Source organism: Longicatena sp., assembly GCF_982403165.1.
The window spans coordinates 35,707-56,113 of the sequence record NZ_CEVYEL010000007.1 but is presented as its reverse complement, the minus strand read 5'-3'; the positions used below and the strand labels follow the sequence as shown (position 1 = coordinate 56,113).

Genomic DNA, 20,407 nt, shown 5'->3' with positions numbered 1-20,407 from the left:
TCTCACAATTCCCTTTCATGAACATCTAAAAATCGTTAGGTGCATAAAGAAAAGAGCATGATGTCCGCCTTCACCTTATAAGATGAATCATTTTATCATACTCATACTATTTTTTGCTTAACGTTTCCAATGCAGATATTTCGTCGTTGATAAGAAACTGCCTATCAAGCCTACCAACATACCAAAACCCAATAAAGCGGCACAGATTTGTAAGGTGAATGGATATATCGGTTGTAAGCCAAATAAGCTTGTGACGATTTGGCCGCCCAGCATCTCATATAAATATGGATAACCAAAATATGTAAAGATGCATGGTAAGATGGCTCCCAATAAGCCAATTAGAATACCTTCCAACATGAACGGAACTTTAATGTACCAATTGGTGGCGCCGACATTTCGCATGATGGCGATTTCAGCATTGCGGGCATAAATGGTCATTTTAATCGAATTACTAATCAAGAAGAGTGCCAAAAGAGTCAATAAGATGACAAAGATCATACCGCCAAAACGGATGGAATCAACCATGGACACCATCTTTGGTACACTGGTTCCTCCATACATCGTCTGTTTTACATGATCCAATTGTTCTATCTGCTTACTGATAGCCGCAATGGTATCGGCATCCTTCACCGAAACAAAGAAAGCATTACTTAAGGGATTCTCTTTTCCCCGATACATTTTAAAATCTTCTCCATGCTCCTTAATCATAAGTTCCAATTCATGATCGGCATCAGAAAAGGTTACTTTTTTTACGCCTTGTATGCCTTCAATGTCTTTTTGTACATTATCAAGATCCGCCTGTTTCACCACATCAGGTTGCAACACGACATGAATCCGCAGATCATCTTCAATATTTTTTGTGAATAATGAAATATTACCTGCAATCATCAAAAAGGTACTAAACAATAATAAAGTTACCGTAACAGCGCTGATGGCAGATAAAGACATGGCCAAATGGCGAAAGATACTTATAAAGGCGGTTTTTATATGCTTGGGCAAGGAACGAAAGAAATTACTCATGTTTCAAGTAGCCCCCCTTCATGATATCGGCTATCACGTAGCCTTCTTCCAGACAGATGGTGCGTTTTTTGAAACGATCGACAATGGTAGAATCATGCGTGACCATGACAATGGTCGCATGTTCTACTTCATTGATTTTTTCCAGCAAATCCATGATTTCCGCCGACATTTGCGGATCCAAGTTCCCCGTTGGCTCATCCGCAATCAGCACTTTTGGATGATTGGCAATAGCACGGCCAATGGTTGCTCGCTGCTGCTGTCCGCCGCTTAATTCATCTGGGAAGGCTTTGGCTTTATCCTGTAAGGAAACCAGTTCTAGCACTTCCCGCACACGGCGTCGAATATCTACTTTTTTCATTCCGATAACTTCCAATGCAAAAGCGATATTTTCAAAGATCGTCATGCGTGGCAAAAGTCGAAAATCCTGAAAGACAACACCGATATTTCTGCGATACACAGGTACTTTAGAGTGTTTTAATTTTCCGACATTAATGTTTTCTACCATAACCGTGCCGGAATTTGGTATTTCTTCGCCATCCAGCAGTTTGATTAACGTAGATTTCCCACTGCCGGTAGGACCAATAATATAAACGAATTCGCCATCCTCGATGGTCAGATTGATATCACGCAGAGCATGAACCCCGTTTTTATATTCCTTTGAAACATTTTCTAATCGTATCATACGTTTCACTCCTGTCTTTTGGATTGTTCTTATCGATAGCCATATACATCTTCGGGATGCTCACGACATGGTGGGCCTTTTACACTGCACACATTCGCCAAACCGGCAGATCCCCAGCCATTGCCCCAGGCAAAATCCGCAGTTGACTGAAAACGACTAATGGCAGTATCTATTGCCATATTACCGAGATTGATGACTTCTAAATGGCAATGCGGACCTGTTGTATTCCCGGTATTTCCGCTTAAACCTAATAATTGTCCCTTACTTACCTTCTGTCCGGCGCGGACACTGAAATTCTCCTGTGCCATATGGAAGAACGATAACGCATAGGTCGTTCCATCAACTCTTGTCAGCATCTGAATAGAATTTCCGGTGCCGGCTGGATACCCTGTTGTATTGCCGATATATCCACTATTTGTAGAAACCGGATTATTTGCGTATAGAATGACCCCATTTGCCGGCGCATAAATAGGCGTACGCAAAGAAACTGCTACATCTAACCCTAAATGCACACCACCGTTTGGATAATAGAAGCTATTTGCCGATATAGAACCATTGACCGGTTTGGCTAATTTGCCACTTGTCGTAAAATTAAAGGAACCATTTGGAGCATTCGTAATATTGATCATATTCTCTTGTATTGTTGAAATATCAACCTTTACTGAACGCATCTTTTCATCCAGTGCCTCTTCCTGTTTGCGGAATTTATCAAGCAGCACTTGTTTCTGTTTCCGCACTTCTTCAGCTTCTTTTTTGGCCTTTTCATTATTCCTTTTGGTTTCTTCTAAAGCTGTTTTTAATCGCACTTTTTCACTTTTTTGTAAATTTTGTTCCTGTTTCTCTTCTTTGATCTTATCAATTTCACGCTGATCCTGTTCATTGATACGATTCAATCCATCAATCTTGCGAATCATATCTAAAAGATCTTGCGAGCCCATGATAATTTCCAAACTCATATTCGTACCAATCGTTGCTTGTTCATCCTGCATTCGCTTGATGATAATAGCATTTCGTTCATCAATGGAACGTTGCAATGCATTGATTTTCTCATTCAGTTTTTTAATATCTGAATTAATCAGACGAATGCTGGCCTCATTCATGGCAATTTTCTTTTCAATCGTCTTGACTAAGGATGCTTGTTTTTTTACTGCTGCAGCCAGTTTATCTATATTGTCATCCAAGGCACTGATTTGTTTTTTCAGACTACTGACTTCATTTTGGAGCTGTGTGCTTTGTTTGGCATAATATGTTTTAAACTGTGCACATTTTGTTGCCATTTCGGAACTGCTCTGCGCAACACTGCAGCGTTTGACCCAGGCATCTTCATTTCCTTCAAACTCATTTGCCCGTAAAGCTGATGTTGACTGGGAAGATGTCACTACCCAGGTACATAAGAAAGCTGCCAGTGTGATCTGTTTCCATTTTTTCATCTTCGCCACCTCAAATATTTCGTTGTCGCCAGAAAGCTTCCCGCAACACCGACAAGCGCTCCGCTGCCTACTAAGACAGCAGACAATTGTAACAGGAAGGGATACAGTGGCTGCATCACAAACATACTGGATAAAAAATACCCATTCAGCATGTGATATAAAGTACTATATCCGATACACATCAAGGCAATCGGCAGAATAGCACCTAAGATGCCGATGCACATACCTTCCATCATAAATGGTGTTTTTATGTACGCATTATTTGCGCCCACAAAACGCATGATGGATAATTCGGTATTCCGCGTATAAATTGTCATTTTAATCGTATTGGTAATCAGAAATAAGGCAATCAGTGATAATGCCAAAACAAAGATAAAACCACTGCTGCGAATAAAAGAGAAGGTGTCAATCATATGCTGAATGCTTTCTCCGCCATATTCGGCCTTTTCTATACCATCGATTGCATTTAAGGCTTTGGTAACGCTAGGAATTTTTGATGCTTCTTTTACCTCTACAATAAATACATTGGGCATGGGATTTTTATCTTTATAACGTTGAAAGACACTGCCGCTTTCTTTGATCAACGCATCCAATTCTTCTTCTTTGGAGCTAAAATGCACAGCTGCCACATCTTGCATCTTGGCAATTTCTTTCTTCATTGCCGTAATGGCGTCTTGATCGGCAATGGAATCAATTGCCACATGAATCTTTAAATCGCCTTCCACATGTTGCGTGAAATTTTCTACATTGCCCGCAATTACAAAAAACAGTGCCATCAGAAGCAGTGTTACACTGACTGCTGAAACACTGGAAATCGTCATAGCCATATGGCGCTGTAACCCTTTCAGCGCACTCAGCACATGTTTTGGCAGATATTTCACAAACTCAATCATGTTGTATGTATCCGCCTTTCTTTATATCGGCAACGATAAATCCTTCTTCTAAGGCTATGGTTCGTTTTTTATATGCATTTACCAGTTTTTCATCATGCGTTACCATGACTATGGTCGTCTTTTCTACCTGATTGATCTTATCTAATAATTGAATGATCTCAATGGATTTCTCTGGATCAAGATTGCCGGTTGGCTCATCCGCAATGAGTACCTTAGGATGATTGGCAATGGCTCTGCCGATGGTTGCCCTTTGTTGTTGCCCGCCGGATAATTGTTCCGGGAAGGCTTTGGCTTTATCTTGCAAATCGACCAGTTCCAAAACCTCACGGACACGACGACGGATTGCCGTCTTTTCCATGGCCAGAACTTCTAAAGCGAAAGCGATGTTCTCAAAGACGGTCATCTTTGGGAGTAAACGAAAATCTTGAAATATTACACCGATATTGCGACGATATAGCGGTACTTTCGCATGTCGTAACTTACCGACATTGATACCATTGACAAATACCTCGCCATCATCCGGCAATTCTTCACCATCTAATATTTTGATGAGTGTGGATTTGCCACAGCCGGTTGGTCCTATGATGTAAACAAATTCACCGTCTTCTACTTCCAGGTTGATATCACGGAGTGCATGAACTCCATTTCTGTATGATTTTGAGACATTTTTCAACAGAATCATTCTATCACTCCTTCGCGTTTCATTATAACATAAATAGCAGTCATTTCCAAAAGTTTGCGAGCTGTAAAATTCTTACATTTCCTTAACTCCAATTTGCTAAAACAACATCAAAAGTAAAACAGTGCTGCACATTCAGGCGGCACTGTTTTTTTAAGATTATAAACCTTGCATATATGTAAAACCTTCTCCTTGTACCTCATTGACATCATTCACAATCACAAAGGCTTCCGGATCCACATGGGCAATGATACGATCCAATACAGGAAATTGTTTTTTCATAACGACCGTCATGATCACCGGTTTTTGTTTCCTTGTATAACCGCCTTCCGCATGCAAAATTGTTGCGCCGCGATTGATGTTCGTATAAATTTCTTGCATCAGCTCTTCATATTTATCCGAAATAATCATGATGTTTTTAGCCTCATGGCTGCCGATGGTCATCACCTTATCAATGATCTGTCCACAAATCCAGACAGAGACTAAGCCAATCATGGCTGCTTCAATGCCATATGTGCTAGCACCTAGTAATACCGTAGCACCATCTATGCACATTACCAACGTTGGCAAAGGAATACCGGTATATTTATTTATTACCAGCGGTGGTATATCCATTCCACCTGTGCTTGCGCCTACACGATAGACTAGCCCAATGCCTACGCCGATGCAGACACCACCGTAAATACTTGCCAGTAATGCATTATTGGTGATAAATACATTCGCAAACATTTCATGCGTTACCGTGATAAACAAAGGATAAACGATGGTACTTAAAATCGTCTTCATAGCAAACTGTTTGCCTAATACAATAGCGCCTACGATAAACAATGCAATCGTTAATCCATTGATTACTAAGGTGGCCGGCAGATGAAAAACCGGCTGTAAGGCTACGGCGATACCCGCTACGCCTCCTGATAATATATCGGATGGCAAAATAAACAGATTGACTCCAAGGGCAATGATGAGGTTCCCTGCTATTACTGATATTACATCTATCAACATTCCATAGGTTTCTTTTTTCATGTTCGTGCTCCTTAACATCCCATCCGTTATTATACCACAGTAGTAGAACTTTTGTATGTGATATCGTTATTTTAAGAAAAGAAAAAAGGGACGCTTTGGCAATGGTGAACACCCGTAAGGAAGTAATTTAATCATGTGACAGGGCGGCATAGCTTCGGCTATGCCGTCTTACTTTTTCTCTGCCGTTCAATCGTCTGCTTGTCCTCATCCTGTTTCAGTTCCCCGATGAAGTTTTAAATAAGTTGGATTTTCTGCCTGCGGTGCCTGCTAGACTTGCCGAAAGCGCGAACGATTATCTTCTTGTTGGGATATTCCCAAACCTTTTCAATACCTTCACCACCGCAAAATGAAAAATGCCAAAGGCTTTGACAATATTAGAAAAATATTTTTTCTCTTTACCACGATGGAGATAGGGCAAACTTCCAAACAAAAGCAAAAAATATTCGCCCGCTCATGGGAAACAGACGAACGGGGCGACTGTGATAGAAATGTTCATAGGAGGGATGTGGTAAAATGTAGTATAAACAGAGCGACATATTTGAATTTGTTGGGATGTATAGAGATTTGGATTTTGGAGGTTTCATAAGTAAATTTCTTGATGACTTTATAGAAAATTACAAATTTAGATAATGATTGCAGTATAATAGGAAAGAAGATTTCATTATTTTTTTCTGTTTTTTAAAAGATTGTGGGTTTATAAAAATGCAGTAGAAAAATATAGAACATTCGCATTTGAGTAAGGGAAAAACTATTGATCTTATTTTTCAAATGTTAGGAAGCATCGAGTAATAAAATTCCGCTTTTTCGGGATGAATAAGAATTAGAGTGAGGAAATATGGAAATTGCAATTATATACATATGGACAATGTTATTGACTGGTGTTATAGGTTTAGGAACAAAACCGAAGGGTGGAATTTTCATTTCTAAATATATGAAATGGATTTTATTAATACCAGTACGAAAGGGAACGGTAATTCCACGATATATTATAATCGTACGCGTACTGATGCAATTAGCTACCATTATTTGCATAATATACTTAGCTATTAAGTCTACAACAGTGGAATACCGAGATATTCAAAAGATGTATGGAATGTTTATGGGTGGGGTGTGCCCATTGCTAACAGTTGTATGTAGTAAGATTTTTTAAGAAAGGAAATAAAAAGGAAAAGAAGATGAAAAGAAACTAGAATTTGTGGAAGTGATAAAAATGGCAATAGATAATGCAAATGTTATTGATGTATTGGGATAGATAAAGAACGAAATGCAGTACGCCTTTTGTTGACAGACCATCTTGATTGGATAGGCAAAGCTGAAAATACATTGAGTGAATATGACCATAGTTTCTTTTTCTTGCTTAGAAGCGTATATATAGCATTATTAAACAAGAATCCCTTTTCATGAAACTGCAAATAGCCAAAAACAAAACATACTATAGCCACAATCCCTAAAATAACAGCTCCGATTATATTTCCCATAACATTCTCTCTGTAAGTTTCGAATAATTACGTACTTTCAACCACTATCAATTACTTTAATTATAATACATAAACTATATCAATATTTCTTAGATAATCTATATGTATAGTAGGTGTCAACAACCAGAAGAATTGTTATGACGCCCATTGTCCACCAAAAGCAGGTAAAACCTTTTGTTAAAAAGCATACTGTAATTATAATAGCACCTCCAGCAATAAATGAAATACCACCAAATCGTTGGCTTTTTTTCCATGTCGTTTCATTTTTCATACTCCATACTGTTCTCAGCCCAACAACTGCGTTCATTCGTAATTTTGGCATAATACTGCCTAAAATAATCATCGAAACGCCAAGCAGTCCAAATAAAAGCTGATTGATATCAAGAGCAATCGAAGAAAGGTTTTCAATCGAATTGAAATCAGCATACAGAAAATAACCCGTCATGGCATTAAACAGAGCAAGAGATACCATTCCAGCTATAATACATACGTTTTCGTTATTACTTCCATTTTCTTCGTTTTTTGAAGAAAATTTAGCCGTTCCAAGCATAACGTATCCGAAGACAACTGTAATCACAGGAAAAATTAGTGTTTCATATTTACTGCCCCAACGTGTTACTTGATTATTCAAATCATAATGAGCCGGGATTTGCTCTGGCAAGAATTGTAAGGCAATCAGAGCAACTATTAATGGTAAAAACATAAGAGTGTAAAAAACGATTTTTTTCTTTTTCATTATTGACCTCCATGCAAATTACTTATCCAAATAATTGTTTCATCAAGGATAGATAAATTTAATTCATAGTAAATATAATTTTTATATCAAGTTTCGTAAATCAAGTCTGCCTTTATTAGTTTAGATAAATGGTATGACAATGCCTGTGGTGTCATATCCAATGCGATAGCTAAATCTTTTGAACTTATCTTTCCTTGCTGTAACTTTAGCAAAATTTTTCGGCGAGTATCGTCTGCTAAAGCAGCTAACACTTCATTTATAGCCACCCCATCATGACCCACCTATTTCAAATAATCTTTACATGGATTATGTCAGCCTTGCGTTATTTTTACAAGTCTATTTCAAAATATTTTTAAATAGCAAAACAAAAAATACTGTCAATGGTCACGATAAACAGTGTAAGCATTGCCATCGATGGTATTTCTTTATTTTGCTTATGGGTAGGCAAGGACGATAAACCAAGAACAGGCTTACCGCCCAATCATTTATCTTGTTATGCGTAAATCAATTCACTATTGACAACTCTCTTGCACAGGCTTGAATGTTGTTCATCAATCCTATCCATTCCCAAAGTTGCTCTGCTTTGAGTATTTCCGTCACACCCTGCCTTTCTGCCATTTCCTTAATCAATCTATGGAACATATGCTCCACTTGTTGGTTAATATCGGCAAGATAGCGGTTAAGTGTACCCTGTATGGGTTTATGTTACGAAGTAGATGCAAAAAAGCTTTGATTTATGCTACTTTACAGACGCAGAAATGAGGTGGTAAGGGTTTTATACTCCCTTTTCGAAAACGGTGTTCTATTGCGTAACATTTGTCCTTTTCACACATGCCTATAGGAACAGAAAGAACAGGCAAGAAGCTCCCCGCTTCTTGCCTGTTCCTTGTTGTAACTCTGTTTGTCAGCCGTTAAGTTAGTTTTGTGTGGTACTTCCTTATCAGCTTTATCCTAAAAGAAATGTCACCTTGTTTTGTGAATGTCAGTCTTATATAGAGAACCTTTATTGAATTAACGTTTTTAAATAAGCAAAGATAAAGCCATCTAAATCACCGTCCATGACACCTTGCACATCACTCGTCTCATGATTGGTGCGATGATCCTTTACCATGCTGTAAGGATGGAAGACATAACTGCGAATCTGAGAACCCCATTCATTCGCCTTAACTTCACCCTTGATTTCCGCCAACTTTGCCTCTTGTTCCTCAATCATCTTTTGATACAAGCGACTCTTTAACACACGCAATGCTTCCTCACGGTTCTCATGCTGACTGCGTCCGTTTTGGCAAGTTGCGACTAATCCGGTCGGTTTATGTACCATGCGTACGGCAGAATCCGTCTTGTTAATATGCTGACCACCGGCACCACTGGCACGTTTTGTTTCCACGATTAAATCTTCCGGTTTAATCTCAATTTCAATTTCATCATTAAATTGAGGCATGACATCCAAAGACGCAAAAGAGGTATGACGTCTTCCTCCGGCATCAAAAGGAGAGATACGCACTAAACGATGAACACCTTTTTCTGCCTTGAGATAGCCATAAGCCATATCACCTTCTACTAAGAACGTGATGGATTTAATACCGGCTTCATCCCCCGGCTGATAATCCAGCACACTGACTTTGAATTCGTGCTTTTCCGCCCAGCGAGAGTACATGCGATACAACATATCTGCCCAATCACAGGATTCGGTTCCTCCGGCTCCTGGATGCAGCTCTAAAATCGCACTGGAATGGTCATATTCATGTGACAACAAGACCTTGATTTCAAAATCAGCAAAGTTTTTTTCCATCTCCTGATATTCTAATTCAAAAAGTTCAAAGATTTCTTCATCGAAATCTTCCTTCAACAGTTCCTGTGTTTCATCAAGTGAGCTTAATGCCTTTTGTAACGCATCATAGCTATCCACAACATCCTTGATGGCATTTAACTGACGAATGACGACTTGTGCCTTTTGCGGATCATTCCAAAAGCTTTCTTCCAACGTTTTCGCTGTCAGCTCCTGTATTTTATAGCGTCTGGCAGTTAAGTCAAAGTGACTCACCAAGCTGTTTCAGTTTCGCCTGATGAGTGTTCACCCCCTGCCTGATTTCGTATAGTTCCATTTATGCTTCCTTTCTTTCGATTTGCACCTTCATAGCGAAGAAGACAACTTCACGGGCAATTCTTGCCTGCATTTCTTCAAACATCTCATAACCTTCTTCGATGTAGGCCTGCAATGGATTGTTTTGTGCATAGGCACGCAAATGAATACCATTGCGCAGTTTATCCATCATATCGATATGTTCGATCCAGTTACGGTCCATATTACGTAAAACGATGGTTTTTTCAAATTGTTTAAATTCATCACGGATATCACTGATCTTATCATCATACAGCTGGAAAATATAATCGCTGCAATATTTTGCTGTTTCATCGGCATCTTTACCACGCAGATTTTCAACCTTTATATTATCTTCTGCCGCTACACCTAATACTTCCAGACCTTGACGGATACCATCATAATCGACATTATCTTCACGTTTTGAAGTATCAACGTTGGCATTGACAACATTTTCAATGACCCGATCAATCATATCGCGAACGATGCCATGAACATCTTCGTTTTCTAAGACAAAGTTACGCTGTTCATACATGATTTCACGCTGTTTACGCAAAACATCATCATAATCCAGCAATTGTTTACGAACGTCATAGTTATAGCCTTCGACACGTTTCTGTGCCTGGGTGATAGATTTGGTAACCATCTTTGATTCAATCTGAGCATCGCCTAAAGAATCAAACAGCTTTTCAAACTTCTCGCCGCCGAAACGAATCATCAATTCATCCTTTAAAGATACATAGAAACGAGAGAAACCAGGATCACCCTGACGACCGCTTCGTCCACGCAGCTGGTTATCAATACGTCTGGATTCATGACGCTCACTACCTAAGACAGCCAAACCACCGAGTGCTTTTGATTCCTCAGTCAGCTTGATATCGGTACCACGACCTGCCATGTTGGTCGCAACGGTAACACTTTTCGGACGACCTGCTTTGGCGATGATTTCCGCTTCTCGTGCATGGTTCTTCGCATTCAATACTTCATGTGGAATGCGTGCTTTTTGTAACAGCTGATGTACCAGTTCACTGGCTTCAACGGAAATTGTACCGACCAATACCGGCTGCCCTTTCGCATATAACTCTTTTACTTCTTCAATCAACGCATTGAATTTCAAGCGAGGATTGGCAAAGATAGCATCCGGATAGTCTTCACGGATAACCGGACGGTTGGTTGGTATCTCAATAACACGCATGTTATAAATATCTAAGAATTCTTCTTCTTCAGTTTTGGCTGTACCGGTCATACCAGCCAGCTTATCATACAGACGGAAGAAGTTCTGATACGTAATTGTCGCCAAGGTTGTTGTTTCTTCTTTAATTGGCACACCTTCTTTAGCTTCAATCGCTTGATGTAAACCATCCGAATATGCACGACCAGGCATCGTACGTCCGGTAAAGGTATCGACGATGACAATCTCATTATCCTGAACGACATATTCCACTTCGTTTTTCATAATGTAGTTTGCCTTTAAGGCCTGGGTAATATGATGAACCAATTGCGTATGTTCAATATCATATAAGTTCTTGATTTTAAAGTAGCGTTCTGCACTATGAACACCCTTTTCACTCAGCATGATCTGACGTGTTTTTTCATCAATTTCATAATCGTCGCCTTTTAAGCGTTTCGCAAAGGCATCTGCCTGTAAATATAAGTTTGCTGTTTTCTTCGCCCCGCCGCTAATGATCAATGGTGTTCTGGATTCATCGACCAAAATGGAATCGACCTCATCGACGATTGCTACATGCAAGCCGCGCAATACACGATCTTTAACATCCGTAACCATGTTGTCACGCAAATAATCAAAACCTAATTCGGAGTTTGTCGTATAAGTGATGTCACAGTTATATGCTTCACGTTTTTGTAATGGTGATAAAGGACGTGAGTTTACCCCAACGCTTAACCCTAAGAAACGATAGATCTGTCCCATCCATTCCGCATCTCGACTAGCTAAGTATTCATTGACGGTAACTACATGTACACCTTCTTGTGATAATGCATTCAGATACACGCACATGGTTGATGTCAAGGTCTTACCTTCACCAGTCTTCATCTCGGCAATGTCACCGCCATGCATGGCAGCAGCACCCATAATCTGTACCTTATAAGGGAATTCGCCAATGGTTCTGCGCGCAGCCTCACGAGCTACCGCAAAAGCTTCCACCTGCAGATCCTCCAATGTTTCTCCTTTGCTGTAACGTTCTTGGAATTCCTGCGTCTTAGCCCGCAGTTCATCGTCACTCAATGCCTCCATGGAATCTTGCAATGCAATAACCGCATCGGCAATTTTCTCCAGTTTGTGCAATGTTTTCTTTTCGCCGTTTAATAATCGTTCAATAAAATTCGCCATGAAAAACCTCCACTATATGTATTTGTCATATTTTCATACGTTTTCACTATTTTAATCGTGAATATTTAATACAAATTACCTTTTCTATTGTAACACAAACTTGTCATGGATACACCATAAAAAAACAGGCTTCTGCCTGTTTTTACACTTTTTTAAAGTTTTACGATGTTGTGAGCCTGAAGACCTCTTTCTGTTTCAACAAGTTCAAATTCAACCTTTGCGTCAGCATCGATTGTTTTGAAACCTTCCATCATCAACTGAGAGTAGTGAAAGAATACATCTCTGCCATCTTCTAATGTGATGAATCCGTATCCTTTCTCTTGATTAAACATTTTAACTTTTCCTTGCATTCTTAAATCCTGTACCTTTCTATGCGAACCTTACTGCATAGTAAAATTATAAAGACATTTTATTGAAAAATCAATGAATTTAGTACATTGTTTTGTAAAAAAATCGTCAGTTTTTGTTGGAAGTACAACGATTTTAAACATTTTTTCAAAAATGTATATTTTTTACACACAGCTTTTGTTCCTTTTACAAATCCTTTTCATTTCCAATACAATCTAAATGAATTGTATTGTAGCGATTTAAGGTGATCTACCTTAAAGAATCCTATGTTTTTATGTTACGCTAAATCTTAAAAATTAAGATGAACAGACTTCGACATTACGTGCCTGTAATCCTTTATCTGATTCTACTGCCTCAAAGGTTACCGTCTGACCTTCTTCCAGACTCTTGTATCCATCTTGTAGAATTTGTGAATAATGGACAAAGACATCTTTGCCATCCTCACTGGATATGAAACCATATCCTTTTTCTGCGTTAAACCATTTTACTTTACCTTTCATTCACTTCACCTTCCTGATTTCAACAATCAAAGTATAGAGAATCGCATACGTTTTAGCAAACCTTTTTCATCGCAGGATTCGACAAAAAGAGGATGTGCTGCCAGTACCAGCGCCTCTATTTTATATGTATGCGGCAAGAGTTTTTGGTATGCACACAAGATGGTAGAACCACTTGTGCATACATCATCAACAAGTAATAGGGGCTTTTGGGGCAAAGAAACATCACTTCTTCGTTGTATTACCTGGGAAATAAGAGCCCTGTTTTGCATATTTTGTAAGGATTGTTTGTGATTGCTTGTCTTATAAAAGGGTTCAATGATTTCCAGCTTGCAAGCTTGCAGCATCTCCCTTACTGGCAAGAAACCGCGTTCCAACATCTTCTCTTTACTGGAAGGCATTAATACAATGGCATATTGTCGAAATTTGTCATTAAGTTCCTGCATAACTTCATGAAAAAACACAGGACGCAAGGCAATATCCCTACCTTCTTTAAATTGAAAGATCATGCTTTCTAAAAAATCATTGTAACGATACAACATAGACAATTGCAGCGAGTCCAACTTCGTGCTCTTGCATAAGGGCTCCAACTGTTTTCGGCATGCCCCGCATAAGAAAGAAGAACGTTTTACATAATGAAAGATATCTTCTTGTTTATGTACATTCTGAAAACATAACAGACAATGCTCTACAATGTCTGATTCATCTTGTGAATGGCGATGGAGCAGCGTTTGATAGAAGTGGTTTTGTGGCTGCATAAAAACACTCCTTTCCCTTTCGGCATTTCGATGTTACGACCAACACGCCCAATCATTTGGATGAGACTGGCCTCTTGAAAAATGGGATGATCGGCACATAGGATCATCACATAAATACCGCGAATGGTGATACCTCTTTCTAAAATGGTCGTCGTGATTAAGAAATCATATCGTTTTTCATGAAATTCATCTATCACCTTTTCTTTCTCTTTTGTTTTTGAGGTGAATACGGCACAACGATGTGTCAGTCGTAAGAAACGATACAATGTATTCGCCATATGTATCGTCGGAACAAATACCAAAGTCTGTATACCATCATGTTTTTGTTGTATTTAAAAAATAAAGCATCCAAACTATCTGCGAAGCTTTTGGCATCTGATATACCTGCGGTTCTATCAATGGATAGCCATGCGGACGCTGAAACAATTCCACCATGCAAACTTCTTGCCTTTCCACCTTTTCTAGCATATCTTCATCCGGTGTGGCTGTGAGCATGAGCTTTTGTCCGATGCACGCATGCATCGCAATTGCTTCCAATAAAGCATTATCACGATAAGGAAACGCATCTACTTCATCCATAATGAGCAAATCAAACCAGCCATGATAGCGATATAATTGATGCATAGTACAAATAATCAAATCTCCATCCGTGATATCCGTAAATCCTTCACATACCGCAATGACCTGTAGCATAGGAAATGCCTGCTGCATACGTTCCTGTATTTCTAAGACGACCTGTCGTCTGCTGATCGCAAAGCCCACCTTCTTTCCTTGGCATAAATACCATTGTATTGCTTCCATTGTTAATTCTGTTTTACCGGCTCCGCAAGCGGCATACACTAAAACATCTTTGCCTTCTTTTAGGTACTGCATAATGGAGGCAACTGCGACTTGTTGTTTTGGCGTTAAAGGATAGGGCAGCGTGTAGTGACACTTACATCGTCTGCGCATGCATGGACGCGTTATTGGTTCCTTTCCGACATCTACTCTGCCAAACCCAATGCATTTTCGACAATACCAGACACCCTCATCTTGATAAAAATAGTTCATGTCCTCATTTCCGCAACGTTGGCAACGCATAAAAACCACCTCACTATGTCATACGACACAACTTGGTGGTTTTCCGTGTTTATTCAAATATTTTCATATTTTTCTAGTAAATAATCTCTTATTTATAGTTTTTACGTTTCGCAATATCATCACTTACGCATGGATTTCCAATAACGATCATACGTCTCCACGATTTCTTGATAATCTTTCATCGTGTTTAGATCACCGCCATATTTACGATCCAATTGATAAGCGTCTACCTCGACTTTTTTTACTACCTCTTGTAACAGCTCTTCCCATTCCCCATCAAAGCGTTTCTTTTCCTTCTCATGCAGATGGTTCAAAGTTTCTAATAAGATCATCTGAGCATCCTTACGCCAATAGCTGACACCGAGCAAGGACAATACTCTACGTTCTCCTCGATCGATATGGAATCCTTGAATATGGTGCTGTTCATCCACTTCAACAACGCGAACAGGTGCTCCATTGGGACGTTTCAGCATCGTATAAAACGTAGTATGTGTAAATGCTTCTTTAAAAATATTCTTGAATAAGACCGTATCCCCATGAATCAGCCAACATTCATTCAATTGTTCTGCAATTAAAGCAAGGGAATGGATATTATTGTATTCACCATATGCCGTATTATACAGGATATGAATAGGGTAGTTCTTTTTCAAAATAGAAAAATCTTCATGCCGATGCCCGGTAACAATGGTAATATCGCGAATACCTGCTTGTAATAAATACTGAATGATCTGTTTGATTACCATAGTTTGCCCGATGGTAAAAAACGCTTTATTTTTATATTTCGTCAATTCTTTAAAACGATGTCCCACACCTGCAGCTAAAATTACTGCTTTCATATAAAATCCCCCTGTGAAGAAAGGCAGCCCATCCGCTGCCTTTTCGATCACTTGTCTTTATTTCTTTGTTGTCTGTAAGAAATGCCAAGCATCCTTGCACATTTCTTCTAATCCTTTTTCTGCTTTCCAGCCTAACTCTTCCCACGCTTTTTTCGTACTTGCATAACATTGGGCAATATCCCCGGGACGGCGTGGATCAATTTGATATGGTACCTCAATCGCATTCACTTTTGCGAATGTATTGACAACATCCAATACGCTATATCCTATGCCGGTACCTAAATTGTACGCATCTACACCGATTGGCTCCATGACTTTTTTTACTGCATTGACATGGCCTTTGGCTAAATCCACCACATGAATGTAATCACGCACGCCGGTACCATCAGGTGTATCATAATCATTGCCATATACATGTAAAAAAGGCAGTTCTTTGTTTGCGACTTTTACAATGTAAGGCATTAAATTATTAGGAATGTCGTTTGGACTTTCTCCTATCAGACCACTCTTGTGTGCACCAATTGGATTGAAGTAACGCAACAATGCGATATTCCACTCAGGGTCAGATACATGCAGATCTTTTAGAATCTGTTCAATCATCAATTTTGTAGTACCATAAGGATTTGTGGTAGGTCCTAATGGAAAATCTTCATAGATAGGAACACTCGCTGGATTGCCATAAACCGTTGCGCTGCTAGAGAATACCAGACGCTTACAGTTATGCTTTGCCATCACTTTACACAATGCCAGGGTACTCATTAAATTATTCTGATAATACATCAAAGGTTTTGCCACAGATTCGCCCACTGCTTTATAACCGGCAAAATGAATAGCGGCATCAATCTTATGTTGGGCAAAGATTTGTGCCAGCGCTGCTTCATCACAACAATCAGCTTCATAAAAGGTTACTTTTTTCCCTGTGATACTTTCTATCTTATCAACGACATCTGCCTGTGAATTATAAAGATTATCAAGGATTACAACGTCAAAGCCTGCATCCAGCAATTCTACACAGGTATGACTTCCAATAAATCCGGTTCCTCCGGTCACTAATATTTTCATAAGCTTCCTCCTGTTATTTCTGTTTCATTATAGCATTAATATAGCCTCTTGCTGCATTTATTTTTTATAAGCTGAAAAATTCAAATATCCTAGAAGATTTTTATGCCAATACTTGTTATCGATCTGCTTAATATACGCGTACCTTACAGCGTACCTTTTTACCATTGCTAGAAGTTGCACTTATATAGGCTGTTCCTGCTTTTTTCGCATATACCTTTCCTTTTGAAGTGACGGTTGCCACTTTCGTATTACTGGAACTCCATTTCACTGTTTTATAAGTTGCCTTGCTCGGTGAGATATAAGCACGTAATTGGAAAGAGCGTATTTTATTCAGAGTTAAGATGGTCGTATTTAGTTTGATGGAAGATACCGGTGTATGTTTTTTTACCGTTACAACGCAAGTTTTTTTAAGCCCATTCGCACTCACCGTGATCGTAACTTTTCCCGCTTTTTTCGCTGTCAACTTCCCGCTGCTGCTTATACTTGCTATCTTGGTGTTACTGGATTTCCATGTTGCCTTTGAAGATGCACCCGATACCTTGGCAGTTAAGGTTGTACTGCCTTTTTCATATATAGACAATTTACTTTTAGAAAGGGAAAGCGATGGTGTTTTCACACTGACCTTACATGTTTTGGTAATTCCATTCGCAGTTACCGAAATGGTTGTTGTCCCTGCTTTTTTCCCGGTAATCTTACCTGTACTGCTCACTGTGGCAATGCTACTATTCTTTGTTTTCCATACACATTTACTGCTAAGTCCCTTGACACTGGCGGTTAAGGTATAGGAGCCTTTTACATTCACGGCAATACTTGTCTTAGATAATGACAAGGATGGCTTTACAACGACAACTTTACAAGTTTTCTTAGCATCGTTTGCTCTGGCACTGATATAGGCAGTACCGGCTTTTTTAGCTGTGATCTTACCAGATGAAGAAACTTCTGCCACTGCTTTATTATCTGATGACCAACGCACGGTTTGGGATTTTCCATAAGCCGTCGCTTTTAAAGTCACACTACCTTTTTCATACAAAGTTATTGATGTTTTATTCAAGGTAACGATTGGCTTTTTCACGCTAATCGAACAGGTTGCCGTAACTCCGTTTGCGGTTGCGCTGATTTTGGTTGTTCCTGCTTTTAGCGCCGTTATGGTTCCCTTGGCATCAATTTTAGCTATGGATGGCTGTTCACTTTTCCATGAAATAGATGCTGTTGGAGTTACTGTGGCTTTTAAGGTATACGTCTTTCCAACATAGGTCGTCACAGATGCTGTATTCAGCTTGATGGTAGGATCTTTTACCGTGACACTGGCAATTCCATTCTTTCCATCCGCGGTGACAAATACAAGTGCTTTGCCGGCTTTCTTAGCCGTCAATACCCCATCGGCATTGACACTGACAACACTGGTATCACTACTCTTCCATACAGGTGTGCCCTGAATAGCTGTAACGATGTTCAAGGCCATCGTTTTATTTCGATACATCGTGATTGAAGTCGTATGCAAGGTTAATAGTGCTGGTTTCACGCTTACTTTACAGGAAGCCTTGCCCCCTGCTGCATCTTTTGCCGTAATGGTGACACTGCCTTCACGAATACCCAATACAGTGCCATTGGCATCCACACTGGCGATGTCAGCATTACTGCTTGACCAAGTAACCTTTTTATTGGTGAGATTAGATGAAACCATTGGTTTTATGGTCATCGTGGTACCTGCTGGCAGCGATGTCGAAGACGTCGAAAGCTTTAATTGTAACTTCGTATATTCATCTTTTACCATCGCTTTAAACTTCGTCCAACCCATGGATCCCTTTTTCATATGATTCATGTTATATGGACAATCCTTGCCAGACCAGTCTTGATGACGTTTGACTGCTGTATACGGCAATCCATTTTCATATAAGATACTGGCTGTTAGATAAGCAGCATTTTTTTCAGCCTTAGCATAATTACCATCTGCATTTTCACAGATTTCTATCCCAATCGTTGATGCATTTCCACTGTCATTGCCATCACCGGCATGCCAGCCTACTTCATTCATTGCCAAACTTTGATAAATGACTTTATTATCTACTTGAAAATGCCAAGATGTCCATGCGGCCGTTCGGTTAACGTTGCGTTCATACTGGATATTCGCATGGGCTGCGGCATCCGCGCCTTTACTGGCATTTGCTGTATTGTGTATGGTCACATACTTTGGAACCATCGAGATACCTGAACGTGTAGGATCAGAAATCTTAGGTAATAATTTTTGTTTAATGGCCACACCATTAACACTTGTTTGCGATAAGGTCCGCTTGGTATTCAGATAGGTTGCATATTGCTTACTGAAAACCGTACCGTCATCATGATAGGAAGTTAAGATCCAGCCTTTATATTTTCCATTATTCACATAGGCAAAGTAATTCGCACGCTTGCTAATCGTGTAAGTACCTGCCGGTATGGTTCCTGTCTCAAATCTATCATCAAAGATAGGTACAGAATAAACATCTAAGGTCTTCGTTGTTTTTAGCTGTGCCGATATATCTTCAATTTCTAATTCCTGGATGTTATCATCCCAAGTGGTGATCCATCCACTTCCTTTTTCTGTATTCACAGAAAAATAATTGCCATATCGTTTCGTAGCATAGCGTATCTTTGGCGATAATTTTGCCTTAACATTGCCATATGGCTCTTTATATAATGATGTTGTTTTAAGGTTATATAAAATATAATTGCCGTTTCGCTGATACGTATACCCCTCTACACGTGCATAAGGATTTGCTTCCGCTATATCCTGAAAACCATCGCCATATGCATATTCTCCATCGTTGAAGACATCCTCCTTTATGGATGTGTTCGCTGTTTCTTTCTTTTCCTGCGCATGCACAAAAGACATCGATGATAATGGCAATGCCACACAAAATAATGCTATTAAAAGTTTCTTCATATCCTTTCAAATCCCCTCTCATTATTCATTTTATCATAAATGCGTCACATAAAGTTACAAGTTTTGGATATTTCTTACCGTCATGATCATACCAGCCTCTTTGAAAACTTATAGCGTTAACACTTATTACTATTATTATAGTCCCTTTTTCCTTTATTTGAAAGACAAACCTTATCGATTGTCTTACCATCTATCAGGTATATCAAGATGTCATGGTCTGATCTTGTAATTCATCTTTGTGATGAATTTCATTTTCGCGCTATTTGAATCAAATCGATGTTCCCTCTTGCATAACCTAACAAAAACAGTTACAATAACCACGTAATACGCAGCAGTGGCAGAGTCTGGTTTAATGCACCGGTTTCGAAAACCGGCGTGTCTTTTGACACCGGAGGTTCAAATCCTTTCTGCTGCGCCAAGTGTTTAGAATACACCGTGATAACGGTGTTTTTTTATCCCTATGATGCTCTGAATTCATTATCTTTATGAAACCTATAACCTTTTCCAGCGC

Annotated in this window: 19 protein-coding genes and 1 tRNA gene; 1 reads left to right on the top strand and 19 read right to left on the bottom strand. The window is 39.3% G+C overall.

Features of this window, described 5'->3' with window-relative positions; translation table 11 throughout:
- Positions 1 to 117 precede the first annotated feature (117 nt).
- From ftsX (AC1VS3_RS02600) to AC1VS3_RS02510, 19 genes are all read right to left on the bottom strand, one after another.
- Positions 118 to 1,020: a permease-like cell division protein FtsX gene (gene ftsX / locus AC1VS3_RS02600; RefSeq protein ID WP_481275492.1), complete on the bottom strand. Its 903-nt coding sequence runs from the start codon at positions 1,018 to 1,020 to the stop codon at positions 118 to 120.
- On the bottom strand, positions 1,013 to 1,702 hold the full coding sequence (ftsE, locus tag AC1VS3_RS02595; RefSeq protein ID WP_008690529.1) for a cell division ATP-binding protein FtsE: 690 nt from the start codon (positions 1,700 to 1,702) through the stop codon (positions 1,013 to 1,015). The genes ftsX (AC1VS3_RS02600) and ftsE (AC1VS3_RS02595) overlap by 8 nt, the downstream gene beginning before the upstream one ends.
- 29 nt (positions 1,703 to 1,731) lie before the next feature.
- On the bottom strand, positions 1,732 to 3,132 hold the full coding sequence (locus AC1VS3_RS02590) for a murein hydrolase activator EnvC family protein (protein ID WP_008978184.1): 1,401 nt from the start codon (positions 3,130 to 3,132) through the stop codon (positions 1,732 to 1,734).
- Positions 3,129 to 4,025 carry a permease-like cell division protein FtsX gene (gene ftsX, locus AC1VS3_RS02585; RefSeq protein ID WP_117547935.1) on the bottom strand — a complete coding sequence of 299 codons (897 nt, stop codon included), beginning with the start codon at positions 4,023 to 4,025 and terminating at the stop codon, positions 3,129 to 3,131. Before ftsX (AC1VS3_RS02585) ends, AC1VS3_RS02590 begins: the two co-directional genes overlap by 4 nt.
- On the bottom strand, positions 4,018 to 4,707 hold the full coding sequence (gene ftsE, locus AC1VS3_RS02580) for a cell division ATP-binding protein FtsE (RefSeq protein ID WP_008978182.1): 690 nt from the start codon (positions 4,705 to 4,707) through the stop codon (positions 4,018 to 4,020). The genes ftsX (AC1VS3_RS02585) and ftsE (AC1VS3_RS02580) overlap by 8 nt, the downstream gene beginning before the upstream one ends.
- 156 nt (positions 4,708 to 4,863) lie before the next feature.
- Positions 4,864 to 5,727 (bottom strand): YitT family protein, encoded by an 864-nt coding sequence (locus tag AC1VS3_RS02575; RefSeq protein WP_117547934.1) that lies wholly within the window; start codon positions 5,725 to 5,727, stop codon positions 4,864 to 4,866.
- 1,557 nt (positions 5,728 to 7,284) lie between these two features.
- Positions 7,285 to 7,941, bottom strand: a complete 657-nt coding sequence (locus tag AC1VS3_RS02570) for a DUF1648 domain-containing protein (protein WP_196029903.1) — start codon at positions 7,939 to 7,941, stop codon at positions 7,285 to 7,287.
- A gap of 86 nt (positions 7,942 to 8,027) precedes the next feature.
- A complete protein-coding gene (locus AC1VS3_RS02565) occupies positions 8,028 to 8,207 on the bottom strand; it encodes an ArsR/SmtB family transcription factor (RefSeq protein WP_270757363.1) in 180 nt (59 codons plus the stop codon).
- Between the two features lie 238 nt (positions 8,208 to 8,445).
- A complete protein-coding gene (locus AC1VS3_RS02560; protein WP_462806311.1) occupies positions 8,446 to 8,637 on the bottom strand; it encodes a TnpV protein in 192 nt (63 codons plus the stop codon).
- A 307-nt stretch (positions 8,638 to 8,944) separates the two neighbouring features.
- Positions 8,945 to 10,046, bottom strand: a protein-coding gene (gene prfB, locus AC1VS3_RS02555) for a peptide chain release factor 2 (protein WP_119957497.1) whose coding sequence is annotated in 2 segments (ribosomal slippage) — positions 8,945 to 9,973 and positions 9,975 to 10,046 — 1,101 coding nt in all. Because the reading frame shifts where the segments join, the coding sequence is not laid out codon by codon here.
- A complete protein-coding gene (secA, locus tag AC1VS3_RS02550) occupies positions 10,047 to 12,392 on the bottom strand; it encodes a preprotein translocase subunit SecA (RefSeq protein ID WP_117547930.1) in 2,346 nt (781 codons plus the stop codon).
- Between the two features lie 152 nt (positions 12,393 to 12,544).
- Positions 12,545 to 12,742, bottom strand: coding sequence for a cold-shock protein (locus AC1VS3_RS02545; RefSeq protein ID WP_008690517.1), 198 nt, complete (start codon positions 12,740 to 12,742; stop codon positions 12,545 to 12,547).
- A gap of 294 nt (positions 12,743 to 13,036) precedes the next feature.
- Positions 13,037 to 13,240 (bottom strand): cold-shock protein, encoded by a 204-nt coding sequence (locus AC1VS3_RS02540; protein ID WP_008978176.1) that lies wholly within the window; start codon positions 13,238 to 13,240, stop codon positions 13,037 to 13,039.
- Positions 13,241 to 13,266: 26 nt separating this feature from the next.
- A complete protein-coding gene (locus AC1VS3_RS02535) occupies positions 13,267 to 13,995 on the bottom strand; it encodes a ComF family protein (RefSeq protein WP_008978175.1) in 729 nt (242 codons plus the stop codon).
- Positions 13,926 to 14,273 (bottom strand): helicase-related protein, encoded by a 348-nt coding sequence (locus AC1VS3_RS02530; protein ID WP_481275491.1) that lies wholly within the window; start codon positions 14,271 to 14,273, stop codon positions 13,926 to 13,928. The genes AC1VS3_RS02535 and AC1VS3_RS02530 overlap by 70 nt, the downstream gene beginning before the upstream one ends.
- 37 nt (positions 14,274 to 14,310) lie before the next feature.
- Positions 14,311 to 15,075: a DEAD/DEAH box helicase family protein gene (locus AC1VS3_RS02525; protein WP_481275490.1), complete on the bottom strand. Its 765-nt coding sequence runs from the start codon at positions 15,073 to 15,075 to the stop codon at positions 14,311 to 14,313.
- 119 nt (positions 15,076 to 15,194) lie between these two features.
- Complete coding sequence (locus AC1VS3_RS02520; RefSeq protein WP_008690509.1) at positions 15,195 to 15,911, bottom strand: sugar phosphate nucleotidyltransferase; 717 nt, start codon at positions 15,909 to 15,911, stop codon at positions 15,195 to 15,197.
- A 57-nt stretch (positions 15,912 to 15,968) separates the two neighbouring features.
- A complete protein-coding gene (gene galE, locus AC1VS3_RS02515) occupies positions 15,969 to 16,973 on the bottom strand; it encodes a UDP-glucose 4-epimerase GalE (RefSeq protein WP_117547928.1) in 1,005 nt (334 codons plus the stop codon).
- A gap of 127 nt (positions 16,974 to 17,100) precedes the next feature.
- Entirely contained in the window at positions 17,101 to 19,896 is a 2,796-nt protein-coding gene (locus AC1VS3_RS02510; RefSeq protein ID WP_119983428.1) for an Ig-like domain-containing protein, read from the bottom strand.
- A gap of 328 nt (positions 19,897 to 20,224) precedes the next feature.
- On the opposite strand from AC1VS3_RS02510, the gene AC1VS3_RS02505 reads away from it, so the two are divergent.
- Positions 20,225 to 20,314 (top strand) — tRNA-Ser (locus AC1VS3_RS02505).
- Positions 20,315 to 20,407 lie beyond the last annotated feature (93 nt).

What these genes read in the sequence shown, in the direction of transcription:
- AC1VS3_RS02520 (WP_008690509.1), bottom strand. Translation starts at nt 15,911, where the DNA reads ATGAAAGCAGTAATTTTAGCTGCAGGTGTGGGACATCGTTTTAAAGAA.
- AC1VS3_RS02575 (WP_117547934.1), bottom strand. Translation starts at nt 5,727, where the DNA reads ATGAAAAAAGAAACCTATGGAATGTTGATAGATGTAATATCAGTAATA.
- ftsE (WP_008690529.1), bottom strand. Translation starts at nt 1,702, where the DNA reads ATGATACGATTAGAAAATGTTTCAAAGGAATATAAAAACGGGGTTCAT.
- AC1VS3_RS02530 (WP_481275491.1), bottom strand. Translation starts at nt 14,273, where the DNA reads ATGGCGAATACATTGTATCGTTTCTTACGACTGACACATCGTTGTGCC.
- AC1VS3_RS02525 (WP_481275490.1), bottom strand. Translation starts at nt 15,075, where the DNA reads ATGCGTTGCCAACGTTGCGGAAATGAGGACATGAACTATTTTTATCAA.
- AC1VS3_RS02545 (WP_008690517.1), bottom strand. Translation starts at nt 12,742, where the DNA reads ATGCAAGGAAAAGTTAAAATGTTTAATCAAGAGAAAGGATACGGATTC.
- secA (WP_117547930.1), bottom strand. Translation starts at nt 12,392, where the DNA reads ATGGCGAATTTTATTGAACGATTATTAAACGGCGAAAAGAAAACATTG.
- AC1VS3_RS02510 (WP_119983428.1), bottom strand. Translation starts at nt 19,896, where the DNA reads ATGAAGAAACTTTTAATAGCATTATTTTGTGTGGCATTGCCATTATCA.
- ftsX (WP_481275492.1), bottom strand. Translation starts at nt 1,020, where the DNA reads ATGAGTAATTTCTTTCGTTCCTTGCCCAAGCATATAAAAACCGCCTTT.
- AC1VS3_RS02535 (WP_008978175.1), bottom strand. Translation starts at nt 13,995, where the DNA reads ATGCAGCCACAAAACCACTTCTATCAAACGCTGCTCCATCGCCATTCA.
- ftsX (WP_117547935.1), bottom strand. Translation starts at nt 4,025, where the DNA reads ATGATTGAGTTTGTGAAATATCTGCCAAAACATGTGCTGAGTGCGCTG.
- galE (WP_117547928.1), bottom strand. Translation starts at nt 16,973, where the DNA reads ATGAAAATATTAGTGACCGGAGGAACCGGATTTATTGGAAGTCATACC.
- AC1VS3_RS02570 (WP_196029903.1), bottom strand. Translation starts at nt 7,941, where the DNA reads ATGAAAAAGAAAAAAATCGTTTTTTACACTCTTATGTTTTTACCATTA.
- AC1VS3_RS02590 (WP_008978184.1), bottom strand. Translation starts at nt 3,132, where the DNA reads ATGAAAAAATGGAAACAGATCACACTGGCAGCTTTCTTATGTACCTGG.
- AC1VS3_RS02540 (WP_008978176.1), bottom strand. Translation starts at nt 13,240, where the DNA reads ATGAAAGGTAAAGTAAAATGGTTTAACGCAGAAAAAGGATATGGTTTC.
- ftsE (WP_008978182.1), bottom strand. Translation starts at nt 4,707, where the DNA reads ATGATTCTGTTGAAAAATGTCTCAAAATCATACAGAAATGGAGTTCAT.